The sequence below is a fragment of the Bradyrhizobium sp. P3_C3 genome (assembly GCF_056402655.1).
Genome location: NZ_JBFUGY010000002.1, coordinates 408290 through 423851, shown reverse-complemented (window position 1 = coordinate 423851; position 15562 = coordinate 408290). Strand labels below are relative to the sequence as shown.

Annotated in this window: 16 protein-coding genes and 1 pseudogene; 9 read left to right on the top strand and 8 right to left on the bottom strand. The window is 65.4% G+C overall.

All coding sequences use genetic code 11. The annotated features are described in order from the left end of the window. The coding region (locus tag AC1DW2_RS04535; protein ID WP_477005316.1) for a M48 family metalloprotease at nt 1-399 on the bottom strand (399 nt) is incomplete at its 3' end. A 35-nt stretch (nt 400-434) separates the two neighbouring features. Beyond that, nucleotides 435-1205, bottom strand: a complete 771-nt coding sequence (locus tag AC1DW2_RS04530; protein ID WP_477005311.1) for a thermonuclease family protein — start codon at nt 1203-1205, stop codon at nt 435-437. Nucleotides 1206-1619: 414 nt separating this feature from the next. Between AC1DW2_RS04530 and AC1DW2_RS04525 the strand changes: the two genes are divergently transcribed. The 3 genes from AC1DW2_RS04525 to AC1DW2_RS04515 all read left to right on the top strand — a co-directional run bounded on the left by AC1DW2_RS04525 (nt 1620) and on the right by AC1DW2_RS04515 (nt 4508). Beyond that, a complete protein-coding gene (locus AC1DW2_RS04525) occupies nt 1620-2828 on the top strand; it encodes an ABC transporter substrate-binding protein (protein ID WP_477005310.1) in 1209 nt (402 codons plus the stop codon). 136 nt (nt 2829-2964) lie between these two features. Continuing rightward, nucleotides 2965-3753, top strand: a complete 789-nt coding sequence (locus AC1DW2_RS04520) for an enoyl-CoA hydratase (protein ID WP_038943861.1) — start codon at nt 2965-2967, stop codon at nt 3751-3753. A gap of 2 nt (nt 3754-3755) precedes the next feature. After that, the gene (locus tag AC1DW2_RS04515) at nt 3756-4508 is read left to right on the top strand and encodes a VOC family protein (protein ID WP_259259659.1); all 753 of its coding nucleotides are present in this window, start codon (nt 3756-3758) and stop codon (nt 4506-4508) included. Between the two features lie 200 nt (nt 4509-4708). Here the strand turns inward: AC1DW2_RS04515 and AC1DW2_RS04510 are convergent, their stop codons facing one another. Genes AC1DW2_RS04510 through AC1DW2_RS04500 form a run of 3 tightly spaced genes read right to left on the bottom strand, consistent with a single transcriptional unit; the run spans nt 4709 to nt 7803 of the window. Continuing rightward, the gene (locus tag AC1DW2_RS04510) at nt 4709-5521 is read right to left on the bottom strand and encodes an enoyl-CoA hydratase/isomerase family protein (RefSeq protein WP_354114174.1); all 813 of its coding nucleotides are present in this window, start codon (nt 5519-5521) and stop codon (nt 4709-4711) included. Between the two features lie 41 nt (nt 5522-5562). Then, nucleotides 5563-6723: an acyl-CoA dehydrogenase family protein gene (locus AC1DW2_RS04505; protein WP_008133127.1), complete on the bottom strand. Its 1161-nt coding sequence runs from the start codon at nt 6721-6723 to the stop codon at nt 5563-5565. An 18-nt stretch (nt 6724-6741) separates the two neighbouring features. Further along, nucleotides 6742-7803 carry an acyl-CoA dehydrogenase family protein gene (locus AC1DW2_RS04500; RefSeq protein WP_477005309.1) on the bottom strand — a complete coding sequence of 354 codons (1062 nt, stop codon included), beginning with the start codon at nt 7801-7803 and terminating at the stop codon, nt 6742-6744. A gap of 260 nt (nt 7804-8063) precedes the next feature. On the opposite strand from AC1DW2_RS04500, the gene AC1DW2_RS04495 reads away from it, so the two are divergent. Beyond that, complete coding sequence (locus AC1DW2_RS04495) at nt 8064-8849, top strand: SDR family NAD(P)-dependent oxidoreductase (protein WP_477005308.1); 786 nt, start codon at nt 8064-8066, stop codon at nt 8847-8849. Nucleotides 8850-8976: 127 nt separating this feature from the next. On the opposite strand, the gene AC1DW2_RS04490 is transcribed toward AC1DW2_RS04495, so the two are convergent. Further along, nucleotides 8977-9249, bottom strand: coding sequence for a GlsB/YeaQ/YmgE family stress response membrane protein (locus AC1DW2_RS04490; protein WP_080586664.1), 273 nt, complete (start codon nt 9247-9249; stop codon nt 8977-8979). Between the two features lie 42 nt (nt 9250-9291). Then, entirely contained in the window at nt 9292-9894 is a 603-nt protein-coding gene (locus AC1DW2_RS04485) for a YidB family protein (RefSeq protein ID WP_441496811.1), read from the bottom strand. A 167-nt stretch (nt 9895-10061) separates the two neighbouring features. On the opposite strand from AC1DW2_RS04485, the pseudogene AC1DW2_RS04480 reads away from it, so the two are divergent. Continuing rightward, nucleotides 10062-11068, top strand: a pseudogene (locus tag AC1DW2_RS04480) (2-dehydropantoate 2-reductase). A 29-nt stretch (nt 11069-11097) separates the two neighbouring features. After that, a complete protein-coding gene (locus AC1DW2_RS04475; RefSeq protein WP_477005307.1) occupies nt 11098-11313 on the top strand; it encodes a hypothetical protein in 216 nt (71 codons plus the stop codon). A 76-nt stretch (nt 11314-11389) separates the two neighbouring features. Here the strand turns inward: AC1DW2_RS04475 and AC1DW2_RS04470 are convergent, their stop codons facing one another. Beyond that, the gene (locus AC1DW2_RS04470) at nt 11390-12025 is read right to left on the bottom strand and encodes a hypothetical protein (protein ID WP_071908441.1); all 636 of its coding nucleotides are present in this window, start codon (nt 12023-12025) and stop codon (nt 11390-11392) included. A 208-nt stretch (nt 12026-12233) separates the two neighbouring features. Here AC1DW2_RS04470 and AC1DW2_RS04465 point away from each other — a divergent pair, with 208 nt between their 5' ends. From AC1DW2_RS04465 to AC1DW2_RS04455, 3 genes are all read left to right on the top strand, one after another. Next, nucleotides 12234-13262 carry an alpha/beta hydrolase gene (locus tag AC1DW2_RS04465; RefSeq protein ID WP_477005306.1) on the top strand — a complete coding sequence of 343 codons (1029 nt, stop codon included), beginning with the start codon at nt 12234-12236 and terminating at the stop codon, nt 13260-13262. 95 nt (nt 13263-13357) lie between these two features. Further along, nucleotides 13358-14875: an AMP-binding protein gene (locus AC1DW2_RS04460; protein ID WP_477005305.1), complete on the top strand. Its 1518-nt coding sequence runs from the start codon at nt 13358-13360 to the stop codon at nt 14873-14875. A 23-nt stretch (nt 14876-14898) separates the two neighbouring features. Further along, nucleotides 14899-15537 carry an RraA family protein gene (locus tag AC1DW2_RS04455; protein WP_085399166.1) on the top strand — a complete coding sequence of 213 codons (639 nt, stop codon included), beginning with the start codon at nt 14899-14901 and terminating at the stop codon, nt 15535-15537. The last annotated feature ends 25 nt before the right edge of the window (nt 15538-15562 follow it).

Below are 15562 nucleotides of genomic sequence, written 5' to 3'. Positions count from 1 at the left end.
GGCGAGCGCGAGCAGGCCGCGGGTGACATAGAGCTGGCCGTTCGGCAGCGCGAACGCATTCACCGCGCCGGAATTGAGGATGGTGACCTTATAGCCCTGGTCGGGGCGGTCGGACGCCGCGACGAGTCGGTCGACGGTCTTGCTGACCAGCGATTCGAGCCTGGGGTCGTCATAGGTCCCGCCATAGCTCGCCAGGATGCGCTCGTGCTCCTTTTCGGTGGCGGGGGTCTGCGCGACGGCCGGTTTCGGCTTGGGCATTGCCACGGTCGGCGGGGCCGCCGCGGTCTGGAACCGGTTCATGTCGCCGCAACCGGCAAGGGCTGAGCCCAGCACGAGGCACAGCGCCGCCGGCGCAGCCCGCAGGCGGCGGCGTTCACTCGATACGTGCCGTTCTAGCACCCCATCCACGTCGCTTAACCCGTGCCTGGCCCTCTTTAGGGCCTTACCCCTGTCGGCTCGTTTGCGCCCAGCAACTCGACCTGTCCCGCAAGGCGCACATCGATGCGCGGCCCTGTATTCCCCTCGACCCAGCCCCGGACGCGAATGCGTCGATTTTCCAGGGACTTAAGAGTGATCCCGGCGTTTTCGAGCGCGGGTTGCGTACGCTTTGAAATAGTCACGGCAAAGCCGCGTGTCCAGTTCCGTCCGAAGTTGAGGTAGGTCGTTGCCCCAGCTTGCCGGACCGACAGGACTTTGCCCTCGACCACCATAAAGCGCCCGATCCCCGCCAAAATATCGTCCGGACTTTCCGCGTTTTTTATGGCCGACGGGTCAGCCCAGTTGCCCTTTTTTTGGCGCCGTGCCTCGGTCTCCGCCGCCATCAGGGCCGCCGCGCAGTCCTTGTCCGCGATCTCGGCGGAGACGAGGGCGTCGCCCTGGGCGAGCAGCACGGCCTGGATGGGGGCCTCGCTTTCGCCGATGAAGATGAGTGCGCCCTGACGGCCGTAGCGGTCGGGCGTGTCGTCGGTGCCGCGCAGCGTGACGTCGCGTCCGGTGAGCAGCGACGTCAGCGCCTGCTTCGTCGTTGCGGTCGGCTCGATCCCGGCGAGGCGCACCTCGCGGCCGTCGTCGAGACGCACGCCACGCGCATCGACGATTGCGGCGACGCGGCCGTCGCCCTGGGACTCGAACTGGCACGGTGCGGCGAACGCGGTGTGACCGGCGACGAGAGGAAGTGCGACGATGAGATGAAGCAGTCGCGTCACGGTGCCCGGAAAGGTTGCGTTGTGCTCTAGTTCTAACGCAAACGTGGCGAACCGCGAAGGCTATCGTAGGGTGGGCAAAGCGAAACGTGCCCACGTCTTTGATTTGTCGCGCGGGCTCGTGGGCACGGCGCGAAGAGCGCGCCTTTGCCCACCCTACGGCAGTTCGCGTGACGCGTCGCCATTGCCTCACACTCGATCAGCGAATTAATGAACTTGCACAGCAATGACGGTGGAAACATTTCGCCGCAACATGCCATTCCGCTTTGCGGAAAACATGTGCGGCAATCATGCGCCCGCAACGCCCTCGCGCTTGCTGCGCACTTGCGCATGCGGCATGATTGCGGCAACAGCAATAACCAAGAGCAATAACCAAGCCGCCATCAGAGTACGGCGCGATAAGGGAGGTCTTTTTCGATGAAGCATATTTTGTCGGGCATTTTTGCCGCAGCGTTTGCGCTGAGTGCGAGCGCCGCCGCGCAGGCCCAGGACAAGCCGCCGCTGAAGATCGGTGGCATCCTCGACATGTCGAGCCTCTATGCCGACATCACCGGTCCCGGCAGCGAGACCGCGGCCAAGATGGCCGTCGACGATTTTGGCGGCGAGGTGCTGGGACGCAAGATCCAGGTGCTGGCGGCCGACCATCTCAACAAGGCTGACCTGTCCGCCAACATCGCCCGCGATATGCTCGACAACCAGGGCGTCGAGATGATCTACGACGTCGCGGCCTCGGCCACTGCGCTCGCCGCCGGCGAGATCGCGAAAGCGCGCAACAAGATCATCATGTTCAACGGCCCGGGCTCGATTCGTCTCACCAACGAGGCCTGCGGTCCCTACACCATTCACTACGTGTTCGACACTTACGGCCAGGCCAACGTGACCGGTCTTGCCGCCGTGAAGTCCGGCCTCGACAGCTGGTTCTTCCTCACCGCCGACTACGCCTTCGGCCAGGACCTGGAGAAGGACACCAGCGCCGTCGTGACCAAGACCGGCGGCAAGGTGCTCGGCGCCGTGCGCCATCCGCTCAACACCTCGGATTTCTCGTCCTTCCTGCTCCAGGCTCAAGCGTCCAAAGCCAAGGTGATTGGCCTTGCCAACGCCGGCGGCGACACCGTCAACGCCATCAAGCAGGCGGCCGAGTTCGGCATCACCAAGGGCGGCCAGAAGGTCTCGCCGCTGCTCGCCTTTGTCACCGACATCGACTCGATCGGGCTGGAGACCGCGCAGGGCCTGCTGCTGGCGGAAGCCTTCTACTGGGACCTCAACGATGACACGCGCGCATTTTCGAAGCGATTCGCCGAACGCATGAAGCGGCCGCCGACCTCGGCGCAGGCCGGCGTTTATTCGTCCGTCACGCATTACCTGAAGGCTGTGAAGGCGGCGGGCACGACCGACTCGGCCGCGGTCATCAAGGTGATGAAGGAGACACCGATCAACGACTTCTTCGCCAAGAACGGCAAGATCCGCGAGGACGGCCGCATGATCCACGACATGTATCTGTTTGAGGTCAAGAAGCCGTCGGAGTCCAAGGGCCGCTGGGACGACTACAAGCTGCTCGCCACCGTGTCCGGCAACGAGGCGTTCCAGTCGCTGGAGCAGTCGCGCTGCCCTCTGGTGAAGAAATAGAGATCGTCATTGCGAGCGAAGCGAAGCAATCCAGAGATGTTTCCGCAGAGACGGTCTGGATTGCTTCGTCGCTTCGCTCCTCGCAATGACGGGTGTGGCTGAGGCCCGAGCAAAACAACAACAAGGGAGACGTCCCATGAATGACATGGTCCTGCAAAAGCTCGAAGGCGGGCTGCTCACCATCACGATGAATCGCCCGGAGCGGAAGAACGCGCTCAACCCCGACATGGTCGCAGGGCTGGTCGAGGCCGCGCGGCGCGCGGCTGACGATCCCGAGGTGCGCGCGGTGCTGTTCAAAGGCGCAGGCGGCTCGTTCTGCGTCGGCGGCGACGTCAAGTCGATGGCGGCAGGCCGCGCGCCGCTGCCGTTCGAAGTGAAAATGGCGAACCTGCGCCGCGGCATGGAGGTCTCGCGCATCCTGCACCAGATGCCGAAGCCCGTGGTGGCGCAGCTCGACGGCGCGGCAGCCGGCGCCGGCCTTTCCATGGCGCTGTCCTGCGACCTGCGCATCGCCAGCGAATCCTGCAAGATCACGACCGCCTTCGCCAAGGTCGGCTTCTCAGGCGACTACGGTGGCACCTATTTTTTGACGCAGCTGCTCGGCAGCGCGCGGGCGCGCGAGCTCTATCTGATGTCGCCGGTGCTCACGGCGAAGGAGGCGCATGCGATCGGGATGGTGACGAAAGTCGTTCCCGATGCCGAGATCGACGCGGCCGCGCACGAGCTCGCGCTGTCGCTGGCGCAGGGGCCATCGATCGCGCTCGGTTTCATCAAGCGCAACATCAACAACGCCGAGCATCTGGCGCTGGAAGATTGCTTCGACGGCGAGGCGATCCATCACACCCGTTGCAGCGACACCGAGGATCACAAGGAAGCCGCGAAGGCCTTTGTCGAAAAACGCAAGCCGACGTTCAAGGGCGCATGACGATGGCGCCCTATATGCGGCTCCGGCAGATCTGCCTCGTCGCGCCGCAGCTCGCGCCTGTGGTCTCCGACATCGCCGGGATCATGGGCCTCGACGTCTGCTACCGCGATGGCAATGTCGCCAAATACGGCCTGGAGAACGCATTGCTCCCGGTCGACACGATCCTGCTGGAAGTGGTCGCGCCGTTCAAGGGCGGCACCACCGCCGGCCGCTTCATCGAGAAGACCGGAGGCCGCGGCGGCTATATGGCGATCTTCTGCTGCAACGATCCGGACGAACGCGGCCGCAACGCCAATGCGATGGGCGTGCGCACCGCCAACGTGATCGACCACGCGCCCTATCACGGCGTCCAGCTCCACCCCCGCGACTGCCGCGCCGCCTTCATCGAGTTCAACCATACCAAAGGCAGCGACGATATTCTGGGGCCGTATCCGCCCGCGGGGCCGGACTGGCAAAAGTTCATCCGCAAGGATGTGACGCAGGCGCTGACGGGCGTGGAGATGCAGAGCCCGGATCCTCAGGGGCTCGCGGAACATTGGGGGAAGATCATCGGGGTCGTACCGAGTGGCGGCGCCGAATTGAAACTGCCCAATGCCACCTTCCATTTCGTGAAGGGCGCCAGCGAGATCATGAGCGCGCTGGAGTTTCAGGTGGCGGATGCCGCAAGCGTGCTGCATGCCGCGAAGGCGAAGGGACTCGCGGTTGCGGGGAACGAGTTTCTGCTCGGCGGGGTGACGTTCCGGCTTGCGGCGTGAGCGGTTGCCACACATACCGCCGTCGTCCCGGACAAGCGAAGCGCAGATCCGGGACCCATAACCACAGGGAGTGGTTTGATGCGGGATGATAACTCCGCGTCTCCGCCAAACCCGTTCCTGTGGTTATGGGTCCCTGCTTTCGCAGGGACGACAGGGAGATTATGGCGACGCTGGTGTGATACGGCGAGACGCCGCCGCCGTCACCTTCCCTTAAAATTGGCCGCGCGGCGCTCTTCGGTGGCCTTCACGCCCTCCTTGAAGTCTTCCGTCGCACGCAGCCGTGTCTGCTCGCCAAGTTCGTGGTTGGTCGCGGCCATCACGCGGTCGGCGAGGTTGGCGCGCATCGTGGCGCGGGTGGACAGGAGGCCGAGCGGGGAGCATTCGGCGATCTCGGCGGCGAGCTTCATCGCGCCCGCCTTCACCTGATCCTGCGGCACCAGCTCGTTGGCGAGGCCCCACTTCACCGCCTCTTCGCCGGTGACGCGGCGGCTGGTGTAGAACATCAGCTCGGCGTTGTTCTTGCCGATCAGCTCGGGCAGCGTCACGGTCAGGCCGAAGCCGGGATGGAAACCGAGCTTCGTGAAGTTGGCGGAGAAGCGCGCTTCCGGGCAGGTGACGCGGAAGTCGGCCGACACTGCGAGACCGAGCCCGCCGCCGATGGCCGCACCCTGCACGGCCGCGACGATCGGCTTCTTGGCGCGGAAGATACGCACGGCCTGGATGTAGAGATGGTTGATCGGGCCGAGGTTGTCAGCCGGGTCGCCCTTCTTCTCGGCCTCGCGCGCTTCCTGCGCCTGCCGCGCCGGATCGCCAAAATTGGCGCCGGCGCAGAATGCCTTGCCTTGTGCCGACAGCACGGATGCGCGGATCTCGATGTCGCGATCGAACTCGTCGAGCGCATCCGCGATCTGGTTGATCAGCGAGATGTCGAAGAAGTTCAGCGGCGGGCGGCGGATCTCGATGGTGCCGACGTGGCCAACTTTTTCGACGCCGATATCTTTATAGGTGCTCATGACGATCCTCGATTGAATTAGCGCAAACCAAGTCCGCGCGACTAGCGCAGGCCAAGTCCGCGCGCGATGATGCCGCGCAGCACCTCGGTGGTGCCGCCCTGGATGGTGAGTTTCGGTGCGGTCTTGATGGCGAAGTCGAGTTGCCGCTCCAGCGTCTCGCGGTTGGTCGCGGTCTCCTCGACGAAGGCGGCGAGATCGCGCACGCGGTGCGGAAGCTGTTGCTCCCAGACCGTGCCGATGTCCTTGACGATGGAGGCCTCCACCACCGGCTCCTTGCCGGCCTGCAGCATGCCCGCAACCGAGACCGACATGCGCCGCATGGTGTGGAGCTGCGCCACGAGCCGGCCGATGCCTTCGGCGCTGCGCGTGTCCGGGTTGGGGCCGACCGCGCGCACCAGCTCGGTCAGCACGTAATAGGTCTCCAGAAAACGCTCGGGGCCCGAACGCTCATAGGCGAGCTCGCTCGTCGCCTGCTTCCAGGCGCCGTCGACTTCGCCGAGCACGTGATCATCGGGCACGAAGAAGTCGGTGAAGACGACCTCATTGAACTCGTACTGGCCGGTGATCTGGCCGATCGGGTTCACCTGGATGCCCGGCTGCTTCATCTTGACCAGAAACTGCGTCAGGCCGTGTCGGCGGTTTTCCTTGGTCGGCTGCGAGGTCCGGAAGATCGCGATCATGTAGTCGGCGATGTGCGCCGACGAGGTCCAGATCTTGGTGCCGTTGATGAGGTAGCCGCCGTCGGTCTTGGTCGCGCGCGTCTTGGCCGCGAACAGGTCGGAGCCGGAGTTCGGCTCGCTCATGCCGATCGCAAAGCAGATCTCGCCGCGGCAGATGCGCGGCAGGATATCCATCTTGATATGCTCGGGCGCGTATTTGATCAGCACCGGCCCGCTCTGGCGGTCGGCGACGAAGAAACGCCGCGTCGGCGCGTTGGCGACGCGCATTTCCTCGGTCACCACGTAGCGTTCGAGGAAAGAGCGCTCCTGGCCGCCATATTTCTTCGGCCAGGTCATGCCCAGCCAGCCCTTGGCCCCGACCCGGCGGGAAAATTCCGGCGCGTCGGTGTCTTCGCGGTTGGGCTTGTGCGGATCGAAGGTGCCGGCGGCGATTTCCTCGGCGAGGAAGGCGCGCACTTCCTTGCGCAATTGCTCGCACTTCTCGGGCAGGCGGATCGGATCGAAACGGAGGGCAGCGGTCATTGTTGTCTCGTCCCCTGATCAGCGCGAAGCCACGAGCGGCCACAATTCGTCGGCGCCGCGGTTTGCCACCAGCTTGCCGAGCTCGACGGCCCAGTGGCTCTCCGAGCCGAAATCGTCGCGCCAGGCCAACGCCCGCAGCGAAAAGCGGTGCAGGATGTGCTCGCTGGTGAAGCCGATGGCGCCGTGCACCTGATGCGCGATGGCGCCGCCTTTTTCCGCGGCTTCCGCGCAGCGGATCTTTGCCGAGGCGGCTTCGAGATAGACCTCGTCGTCGAACGATTTTGCGTTCGCGATGGCGTCGGCCGCGGATGTTGCGGCCGCAAGCGCGGCGGCGGATTCGCCGGCGAGCCGGGCGAGGTTGTGCTGCACGGCCTGAAACTTCGAGATCTTCTTCTCGAACGCGACGCGCTCGTTGGAATAGCGCACGGAGATGTCGAGCATCGCTTCCAGCGCGCCCGCGATCTGAAGGCTGCGCGCGACGCCGCCCATCAGCATGAGCGTGGTCTGGTCAAAGCCCTTCGCGGGCTTGACGGTGACGGGCTGGACCTTGTCGAGCGTCACGGTATCGCTGTGGTCGTAGCCGACATTGAGTCCGGATTCGATCCGGCCCTTGCTCGCATCGACCAAGGCAATCGAGATCCCATCCTTGCCGTGCGCCAGCACCGCAAAGTGCTTCGCCGCCTTGGCAAAGGGCACGCCGCGGGCGCGGCCGGAGAGCGCGCCGTCGGCATCGAGCGTGATGCGGTCCTTCGGCGAGGCCGGCAGCACCGTCATCTCGCCTTCCGGCGACGAAATCCTGGCCTGCGCGAGCAACCAGCCCGCCAGCATGGTCTCGGCCAGGGGAACCGCGACTGCGAAGCGGCCGGCGGCGTTCAGCAGCGCAAAACCGTCGGCAAGGCTGGCGCCGGAGCCGCCGAGATCGTCAGGCACCCAGGACAAGGGCAAGCCGGCTTCGCTCAGCGCCTGCCACAGCGGCGCCTGCCACGAACCCTTCTTGTCGTTGTTGATGGTCTGCGGATCGGCGAGATCGGCGAAGATTTTCTCCGCGGTCTCGACGACGATATTGTCACTCTCCGCCACAGCGTTCCCCGTGTTTTGCCATTGGCGCGTTCCGTCCGGTCGGCGCGGCGCGCGGTCTCTTCTTGCGCCCGATGATCCGAAAAAGCCATGGCCCTGACAAGCGTTGACCGCAGGCCCATCTGCGGCTCCGGCATGGGCGCAAGAGCTGCTATGGACTAATTCCGCTTAGCGGAGTTTGCTCGATTTGCAGGGCGCGGCAAACTCGCTAAACAGGGCCAGCTGCTTAAGGCTTGCATTCAATCAAGGGGAAGGAAATCCGGATGGCAAAAGACGGCTTGTGCGCAATCGTGACGGGGTCCGCATCCGGACTTGGTGCTGCGACCGCGGAAATTCTCGCGCGGAGCGGGGCGCGGCTCGTCATCAACTATTCTTCGAGCCAGAAGGAAGCCGAGGCCACGGCCGAACTCTGCCGCAAGGCGGGGGCGGCGGAAGTCCTGGTCGTGCAGGGCGACGTTTCAAAAGATGACGATTGCCGCAAGATCGTTGCGGCAGCCAGCGGCTGGGGCCAGCTCGACGTGCTCGTCAACAATGCCGGCATCACCAAGCATGTTGCGCATGCCGATCTCGATGGATTGTCGGCTGAAGATTTCCAGCGCTTGTACGGCGTCAACACGATCGGCCCGTTCCAGATGGTGCGCGCGGCGCGCAGCCTGCTCGAGGCCGGCGCGAAGGCTTCGGAGCGGCCGTCCGCCGTGGTCAACGTGTCCTCGGTCGCGGGCATCAGCGGCGTCGGCTCGTCGATCGCCTATGCCGCGAGCAAGGGCGCGCTCAACACGATGACGTTGTCGCTGTCACGCGCGCTGGCGCCGCTGATCCGCGTCAACACGGTGTGTCCCGGCTATATCGACACGCCCTGGTTCACCAAGGGCCGCGGCGAGGCCGGCGCCAAGCAGGTGCGCGACAGCGTGGTGGCGAAGGTGCCGCTGAAGGTCGCTTCATCCGCCAATGACATCGCGCAGCTCGTCTGCTTCCTGGCAACGCCGGCGTCGAGCAACATGACCGGCGAGGTCGTGCGGATGGATGCGGGGATGCATTTGATAACTTAATTCGTCATTGCGAGCGAAGCGAAGCAATCCAGAGAGCGTCCGCGCGGACAGTCTGGATTGCTTCGTCGCAAGGGCTCCTCGCAATGACGGAGTGCGAGGGCGGCGTCGTGCCCGACGTCCCGCACCGCTATCCTTTTATCACGCCGCTCGCGACCAGCCGGTGCCAGATGAACAGCACCACCACCGCGCCGATCGTGGCCATGATGAAGCCGGCGCCCTGGTCGGGGCTGTAGTGCCCGATCGCCTGTCCGATGAAGGTCGCGAGAAACGCACCCGCAATGCCCAGGATGGTGGTGAGGATAAAGCCGCTCGGGTTGTTCGGTCCCGGCGCCAGCCAGCGCGCGATGAGGCCGGCGATGAAGCCGACGACGATGATCCACAACAGGCCGCCCATGCTCATGTCAGTGCTCCCCTTCCCGAGAACGCGTAGATCAAAGTTCGATTAAAGCCTGCCCGAGAGCTCGTTCTCGGTCGGCAGCCGTCCGTCCGGCGTCAGGTGGTCGATCACCTGTGGCAGATACTGGCTGAGGCCGGAGAGCAGCTCGTCGCGCGACAGGCCGCTCTGGGCGGACAGGCTTTGGATCTGGTCGGCGCCGAGGGCGCTGGCGAGATCGCCGGGCGCGATCGCCTTGTTCTCGCCCTTGCCGACCCAGGTGCTCGCGGTCTCGCCGTGGCCACCCTGCTGGAGCTGGTTGAGGAGATCGCCGAGGCCGCCGCTCAGCACGGTGCCGGCGGCGCCGCCCGCGAGCAGGCCGCCGAGGCCGCCCTTGAGCAGATCGCTGAGGCCGCCGCTACCACCGGGGCCGCCGGGAACAGCGCTGCTGCCCGTATTGACAGGCGTCGGAGGCGGCAGCGGCGAGCGCTGCTGCGGCGCCGGCGCCGCGTCGGGCTGGCCTGCCGTCAGATGCTTGAAGGCCTTCCAGGCGATCAGGCCGAGCAGCGCCATGGTCATTGGCGACATGCCGCCGGAGGATTGCTCAGAGCTGGGCGTGCTCGGGCCGCGGGGGCCGTTCTGCATGCCGTTGAGGACGTCGAGTAGACCCATGGTGCTCTCCTTTGGCGTTCTCGTCGGCGAGTTCTCGCCGGTGACAGCCCCCAGGGCAAAAACATATGAGGCTCTCATGACGGTTACAAGGCGAATGCACCGCAACCAATGGGCAGCCGGCGTTGCCTCTGCTATCGAGGGCGGGTCATTCAAGGGAGCAAGGTCAGGTGGTTGCGGATCGACCGATCGTGGTGGCCGGCGCGGGCGCCATCGGCTGTTTCGTCGGAGGCCAGCTGGCGGCCGGAGGGCGCCGCGTCGCGCTGCTGGTGCGGCCGCGGGTCAAAACCGAGATCGAGCGGTTCGGCCTGCGGCTGACCGATTTCGACGGCTCCGAGAATAGGCTCGGCGCGGGCCAGCTCGCGTTGTCGGAGGATCCCGCGATCTTCCACAACGCCGGCATCGTGCTGGTCACGGTGAAGAGCGCCGACACCGCCGATGTCGCGGACCAGATTGCCCAGCACGCGCCGCAGGACGCCGTGATCGTCTCCTTGCAAAACGGCGTCGGCAATGTCGCGGTTCTGCGCGAGCGGCTCGGCGGCCGGCGCGTGCTCGCCGGCATGGTGCCGTTCAACGTGATCGCGATGGGCGAGGGACGCTTCCACCGCTCGACGTCCGGCGACATCCATGTCGGCGAGGATGAGGCGAATACGGCCGCAGCGCTGTCGGTGCCGGCCTCACCGTGCGCGCAAGCCGTGACATCACCGGCGTGCAATGGGGCAAGCTGATCATCAATTTGAACAATGCGCTCAGCGCGCTGTCCGACATGCCGCTTGCCGCGCAACTGGCGAACCGCGACTGGCGAAGACTGTTCGCCGATCAGATGGCCGAAGGCGTGACTGCGATGAAGGCCGCCGGCATCGCGCCGGTCTCGGCGACGCCGATCCCGCTGGGATGGACGCCGACCCTGCTCAGGCTGCCTGATGTGATCTTCAATGCGATCCTGGGGCGCACGATGAAGATCGATCCCGAGGCGCGCTCCTCGATGTGGCAGGACCTGAAGCAGGGCCGCAAGACCGAGATCGACTATCTCCAGGGCGCAGTCATCGCGCTCGCCGAGCGGAACAACGTCGACGTGCCGCTGATGCGCCGTATTGTTGCGCTGATCAAGCAGGCCGAGACGGCAGGCAATGGTCCGCCGCGGCTGACGCCGCAGCAGATCCGCGGCGTGGCCTGAGGGCGAGCCGGGCGGCGGGAGGAGCAACGATGCGGCGTTATCTGGTGATTGGGCTCGCGCTGGCCGCGCTCTGCGCCGCGTCGACGCTGGCCTACGCAAGGCCGCCAACGGTCGTGAGCTCGCCCGGCTATGACAGGCGGTTGCAGGAGAGCAGGTCGCAGTTGGGCAATTCGCCGACGACAACAGAGCCCATGCGTGCGCCGGTGGTCAAACCGAAGCGCAGCAAGAAGAAGCAGCCGAACTGACGCCACGCTCCCGCTGTCGTCCCGGATCAGCGCTCCGCTTATCCGGGACGACAGCGGAGTTTGCTGCGCGAGGAGCTTACCCCTTCTTCGCCGGCTTGCTTGGCGCCGGGGTGAACAGCTTCTTCAGATCGCTCAAGCTTTCCGATAGCCGCGGCCATTCGCAGGAGAACGAGCCCTTGGTGCAGGGCGCGCCCTTCGGTCGCGGGCTGACGGACTGCTGCACCTTCGGCCGCTCGACCGGGACAGGCACGCGCGCGACCGGGACGGACACGCGCTCGACCTCGGTTCGCAGTGCCACCTGCTGCTGCCGCGCTTGTTCCTGCTGCTCGCGCTGCTGACGCGCGGCGGCTTGAGCGGCTTCATTGCTGCGGCGCTGATTGGCGAGGTAGGAGGTGTAGGATTCGTCGATCTTCTTCTGCTCCTCCGGCGTCGGATTGGGACCTGCGATGTCGAAGGTACGGTCCTGGAGGAAATCGTAATAGGAATAGCCGCCGCCTGGCTTGCGGCGGCCGGCGAACTTGGCGTTGCAATCGGCAAGCGCAGCCGTCTTCTCGGTCTTGTTCGCGGCCTTCTCGGCGGCGTCCGCGCATTCCTCGAAATCGACGGGCGCGCGCTTCCACCATTGGGCGTGGGCATGCACCGGCGTCAGCAGAAAAAATCCTGCTGCGGCAACGACAAGCGCCGCACGACGCGATGCAACTACGTCCGACATTCTACGAGAGCATTCCTTGCAAAACTCAACCCGAACTGAGTCGGGTCCGATTTTTGCCCCTTTATCGCCGGCTTGTCACCCGTGGAACTCGGGAATTTCATGACTGCAATGCTGACATTTTTTGCTTGACGTGGCGCGGGAGTCACAGCCGCGCGGCACATGATCGGCTTAGACTTTATTGGTTTGAATTCGAAGGGGAATATCCGTCATGAGAGCGTTGGCCCGTCTCGCCGCAATCACATTGGCGCTCATTTCCAGCCATGCGTTCGCAGCGGACGAAGAGGCGCCCAACCGCAAGCCGGTGAGGGCGATTGCCGACGCTCGGCTCTCGGTCGGCGGCCAGGGAATGCTGCCGCTCTATCTCTCCAGCGACTGGTCGCTGCCGCTGCCGGCGATCTCGCGCGCCATCATCGTGCTGCACGGACGCCTGCGCAATGCCGACGAATATTACATGTCGGCCCATACTGCGCAGGTTGCGGCGGGCGACGACGGCAAGAGCGCGCTGATGATCGTCCCGCAGTTTCTGGCGGAGATCGATATCGACGCGCACAAGCTGCCCGCGGATACGCTGCGCTGGTCGCTGGAGGGATGGGAGGGCGGCGACGCCGCGCTGGCGCCGAATCCGGTCTCATCCTTCGATGCGCTCGATGCGATCCTCGTAAAACTCTCGGACCGGCGCATCTTCCCGAATCTGAAGCAGGTCGTCGTCGCCGGCCATTCCGGCGGTGGCCAGGTCGCGCAACGCTATGCCATTGCCGGCAAGGGCGAGGCGGCGCTGTCGCGCCAGCATATCGATGTCCGCTACGTCGTCGCCAATCCCTCCTCCTACGCTTATTTCAGCAACACGCGGCCCGTGCCGGCGATCGCCGCATCCTGCCCGGGCTACAACAATTGGAAATACGGCATGGACGGGCGTCCGCCCTATCTTGCGAACGCAACGCCGATAGCGCTGGAGCAGCGCTATGTCGAGCGCGAGGTGATCTATCTGCTCGGCACGCTCGACACCAATCCGAAGCATCCCGCGCTGGACAAGAGCTGCATGGCCGAGGCGCAAGGTCCCACGCGCTACGCCCGCGGCCACGCCTATGCGGATGCGATGGCCAAGCGCGACCGCGGCACGCCCAATCACCGGGTCTGGGACGTCGTAGGCGTCGGCCATGACGGCGACAAGATGCTGACCTCGAAATGCGGCCTCGCGGCGCTGTTCGATATTCCGGGGTGCGGGGCAGAGCGCTGACATCGACATCTTGAAGGCTTGGCTCCGGCTGTTACACTTCGTCTCGCGACGCCTCATCCTGAGACGACGCCAAGAAGACGAAGTGGAAACACCTGATGCTGCTGCCCCTGTCCGACGTGCCTCGCTGGTACGCTCAACGCAAACCGCAAGGCACGATCGCCGTCCGTCACGGGCAGGATACGCTGACATGGGACGAGCTTGAACGCGGCGCCAATCGGCGCGCACGGGCGTTCATGGCCAAGGGCGTCAAGCCCGGCGACTTTGTCGCAATCGGTTTGCCTAACGGCAACGCGTTCTTCGAGACCTCGTTTGCGGTCTGGAAGTGCGGAGCGACGCCGACGTCACTGTCGTGGCGGCTGCCGCGCGGCGAAGCCGCCGCGGTGCTCGACATCCTGAAGCCCGCGCTGGTGGTCGGCGGCGAGGCCGACTGGAACGCGCCGAACCGCCTGCCGGCGGATTTCGTGCCGGAAGGTTTTTCGGACGAGCCGCTCGATCCGCCGGTGGCCCGCTACTGGAAGGCCATGACCAGCGGCGGCTCGACCGGCCGGCCAAAAGTGATCCTCGATCATCAGCCGGCCGTGACCGACACGGTCGCTGCGCCGCCGCTCAACATTCCCTTCGGCGTCTCGTTGCTCAATCCCGGTCCGCTCTATCACAACGCCCCGTTCATCGTGTCGCACTACGCGCTCTTCACCGGCGGCCAGCTCACCGGCCTCGTCAAGTTCGACGCCGAGGAGACGCTGCGGCAGATCGCGCGCGAGCGCGTGCAATGGGTCAATTTCGTGCCGACCATGATGCACCGGATCTGGGCGTTGCCGGAGAGCGTGCGCAACTCTTATGACGTGTCGAGCCTCCAGACCGTGTTTCACATGGCAGCTCCGATGCCGCCCTGGCTGAAGGAGAACTGGATCGCCTGGCTCGGGCCCGAGCGGGTCTGGGAGCTCTATGGCGGCACGGAGCGGCAGGGCTCGTGCATCATCTCTGGTACGGAATGGCTGACCCACAAGGGTTCGGTCGGCAAGATCGGCGAGATGGCGCGCTTGCGCATCGTCGGCAAGGATGGCAACGACGTCGCGCCCGGCGAGACCGGCGAGATCTATTTCCTCAACAATGACGGCAAGGACGCCACCTATCACTATCTCGGCGCCGAGCCGAAGCGCCGCGCGGATGGCTGGGAGTCGCTCGGCGACATCGGCAGGCTGGACGCGGAAGGCTATCTCTATCTCGGCGACCGTCTCGCCGACATGGTGCTGCGCGGCGGCGCCAACATCTATCCGGCCGAGGTCGAGGCTGCGGTCTCTGAGAGCCCTGGCGTGCGCTCCTGCGTCGTCGTGGGATTGCCCGATCCCGAATTGGGCCAGCGCGTGCACGCCATCATCGAGCCGGAGACGGACGCGGACGGCCAGGCCATCGCCGACGGCATGGCGGACTTCTTGAAGGACCGGCTCAGCCGCTACAAGCACCCCGAGAGCTTCGAGATCGTCAGCGCCCCGCCGCGCGATGATTCCGGAAAAGTTCGCCGCACCCTGTTGCGCGACGAGCGCGCGGCGTGGATGAAGGAAGGGCGCGCCTTCCGGATTCGGCCGGCGAAGGCGCGGGCGCACGCCGAATAAGAAGAATACAGAAGGATTGAGATATGACGATCACCATCGCAGCGAACAGCGTGCCAAAGCCGCCGGCCGAGATCATCGAGGGGTTTCGCGGCGCGCCGACTTCAGTCATTTCAGACAATCTCGCCCGGCTGCCGGGCGCGGTGGGGCTGAAGCCCTATCATCGCGGCGGCAAGCTGGTGGGGACGGCCTTCACGGTACGCACCCGCCCCGGCGACAATCTCGCCATCCACCGCGCACTTGAACTGGTCGGTCCCGGCGACGTCATCGTGGTCGATGGCGGTGGCGACGAGACCCGCGCGCTGGTCGGCGAGATCATGAAGAACATCGCGCAGTGGCGCAAAGCGGAGGGCTATGTCATCGACGGTGCGATCCGCGATGTCGCGGCCTTCGCCGCTGACGATTTCCCCTGCTACGCCCGCGCGGTGATCCATCGCGGCCCCTACAAGAACGGCCCCGGCGAGATCAACGTGCCCGTGACGATCGGCGGCAGCGTCATCTCGCCCGGCGACATCGTCGTCGGCGATGAGGACGGCGTGGTGTCGTTCCCCGCCGCCGGCGCTGCGGCGCTACTGGAAGCCGTCCGCGCCCAGGTCGCGCGCGAGGAGGAAACCATGAAGGCGATCCGCGAGGGCCGCTACCAGGGCTCCTACGGCAAATCCTGATCAGATCAGCATGAAGGGGAGGGCG